At 54.2% G+C, this 2,385-nt stretch carries 1 protein-coding gene and 1 pseudogene; both read left to right on the forward strand.

The features are described from left to right. A partial coding sequence (locus ACMTNU_RS20445) for a ParB/RepB/Spo0J family partition protein (RefSeq protein ID WP_413937138.1) occupies nucleotides 1–968 on the forward strand: 968 nt, incomplete at its 5' end. Between the two features lie 597 nt (nucleotides 969–1,565). Beyond that, nucleotides 1,566–2,385 (forward strand): annotated as a pseudogene (locus tag ACMTNU_RS20450) (transketolase); the annotation flags it as partial.

Genomic DNA, 2,385 nt, shown 5'->3' on the forward strand with positions numbered 1-2,385 from the left:
CAAAAGGTGGCTCATACGATGGGGGTGATGGAATGAAAAAACCACTGATCGCGACATTGGATCTCACGGCTCTGGATCGGACGACTCCCGCACCGACACCGGATCCGATCGCCAGAGAACGGACCGTGACGGCTGAAGTCTTGGGGCGCCCGCTTCATATTCCGGTGAAGGACATCGACGAAGACCCTGACCAGCCGCGCCAGGAATTCGATGCAGCAAGTATGGAAGAACTTGAACAGAGCGTCAGGATCCATGGAGTCAAAACACCGATCTCGATTCGCCCCCATCCCACGGAGCAGAAACGGTGGATCTTGAATTTTGGCGCGCGCCGACTCAGAGCCTCCAGATCCGTCGGGAAAACGACGATTCCCGCCTTCATCGATCGCTCACATACCGATTACCAACAAGTGATCGAAAACTTGCAGCGGGAAGATCTGAAGCCTCGTGAGCTGGCGATGTTCATCAAGAAGAAGATGGACGAAGGAGAAAAGCAGGCTCACATCGCCGAGCTCCTCGGCGTGAATCGATCCATGGTGACAAATCACTTGGCACTTATCGATCCCCCGGCCTGCATCGAAGAAATCTATGCGTCTGGAAAGTGTTCATCGGCCAAGACGCTCTACGATTTGCGGAATCTGCACAAGGAGTTTCCAAAAGAAGTCGAACGGTGGTGCTCCGGCGATCAGGAGATTACCCGTGCAACCGTGTCGGGCTTATCCGCCAAGCTCAGAGGGTCTGAGCGATCGCCCGTCACATCGTCGAAGGAGAAACCGGAACAGAAGAAGCGGACGCTCAGTTCAACGACAATGCTGCCGTCTTTGATCGTCATGTTTCAGGATCGATCGGGCACTGTAGATCTGCAGCACGCCCCACAACAAGCAAACCACCTGATCGTCAATTTTTCAGATGGGAAGCAGGAGGAAGTGCCTGCGCGACAGTGCCAAATTGAACAGATCATTTTCCCCTAATTCCCTACCCTTCACCCCCTCTCCACATTACGACCGGAGAGGGGGACAGCCAGGCCTTCCTCTTACCCCGCAGACACCTCGTTAGCCACGAAGTTCGAAGACTTCCTCCAGGCTATTTCTTTCCCGACAAAATTGATTCTCCAGATACAAGAGTCACCTACGGTGGCCGATTGTTGGACATGTCCAACAACAAACCAAGTACACTCCTTTATCCACCCACACCCAAGGAAATGATTTTTGAGATGACCGACGAGGCCTCGATCGAAGGAGGACGTTGAATCCTGTTGGACATGTCCAACAGATCACCATGCCCTTTCTCGCCTCGAGCCATGTCATGCGTCATGGGATTGGGGATGATCGGCATGAATCTGATAACGGTGGCAGAATCGGCGATTCAGATCTCCACTCCCCGATACAATGGATAACCACCAACTAGCCGTGACTCAAACTCCGTGTCCATGATGCTGGGGTGAACAGCTCTCACCTACCGACACCACCGGCTTGCCACTCAAGCCGGTACTCGATATGGCCGACATAATTACTGGCGAGAACCATTGACGACACCACTCTAGACATACAGTTCGACAAAGGGGGCCCATGGTGACGAACCCACAACTTGATCAAACCTGCATCAATACCATCCGCACTCTTTCGATGGATGCCGTCCAGCAAGCCAACTCCGGCCACCCTGGAACGCCGATGGCCATGGCCCCGGTCGCCTACTGTCTCTGGCAGCGAATCCTTCGATTCGATCCGAACGACCCGATTTGGCCGAATCGCGATCGGTTCGTGCTATCGATGGGCCATGCCTCTATGCTGCTCTACTCACTGCTGCACTTGACCGGAGTAAAGGCCGTGAATCCCCAGTACGAACGGCTGGGTGAGCTCTCGGTACAACTGGACGATCTCAAACGCTTCCGCCAGCTCAACAGCAAATGCGCCGGACATCCAGAATACCGATGGACCTCAGGCGTAGAGACAACAACCGGTCCGCTTGGGCAAGGGATTGCTACCAGCGTTGGGATGGCGATTGCCGCGCAGTGGCAAGGGCACTATTTCAATCGCCCTGGTTTCGACATGTTCAACTACAACGTCTACGCCCTCTGTGGTGACGGCTGCATGATGGAAGGGGTAGCTGCCGAAGCGGCCTCCTTAGCAGCGCACTTGAAACTGTCCAACCTCTGCTGGATCTACGACAACAATAAGATCACGATCGAGGGCCACACCGAGTGGGCCTTCAGCGAAGACGTGGCCACCAGATTCATCGGTTATGGATGGAACGTCACCCGAGTTGGTGATGCCAATGATCTTGACATGCTTGAACGAGCCTTCACGACATTCACAAAAGAAACGGACCGCCCAACCTTGATCATCGTCGATAGCCACATCGCCTACGGTTCACCAAATAAGCAAGATA

Source organism: Nitrospira sp. BLG_1, assembly GCF_047338595.1.
Classification (GTDB): Bacteria; Nitrospirota; Nitrospiria; order Nitrospirales; family Nitrospiraceae; genus Nitrospira_D.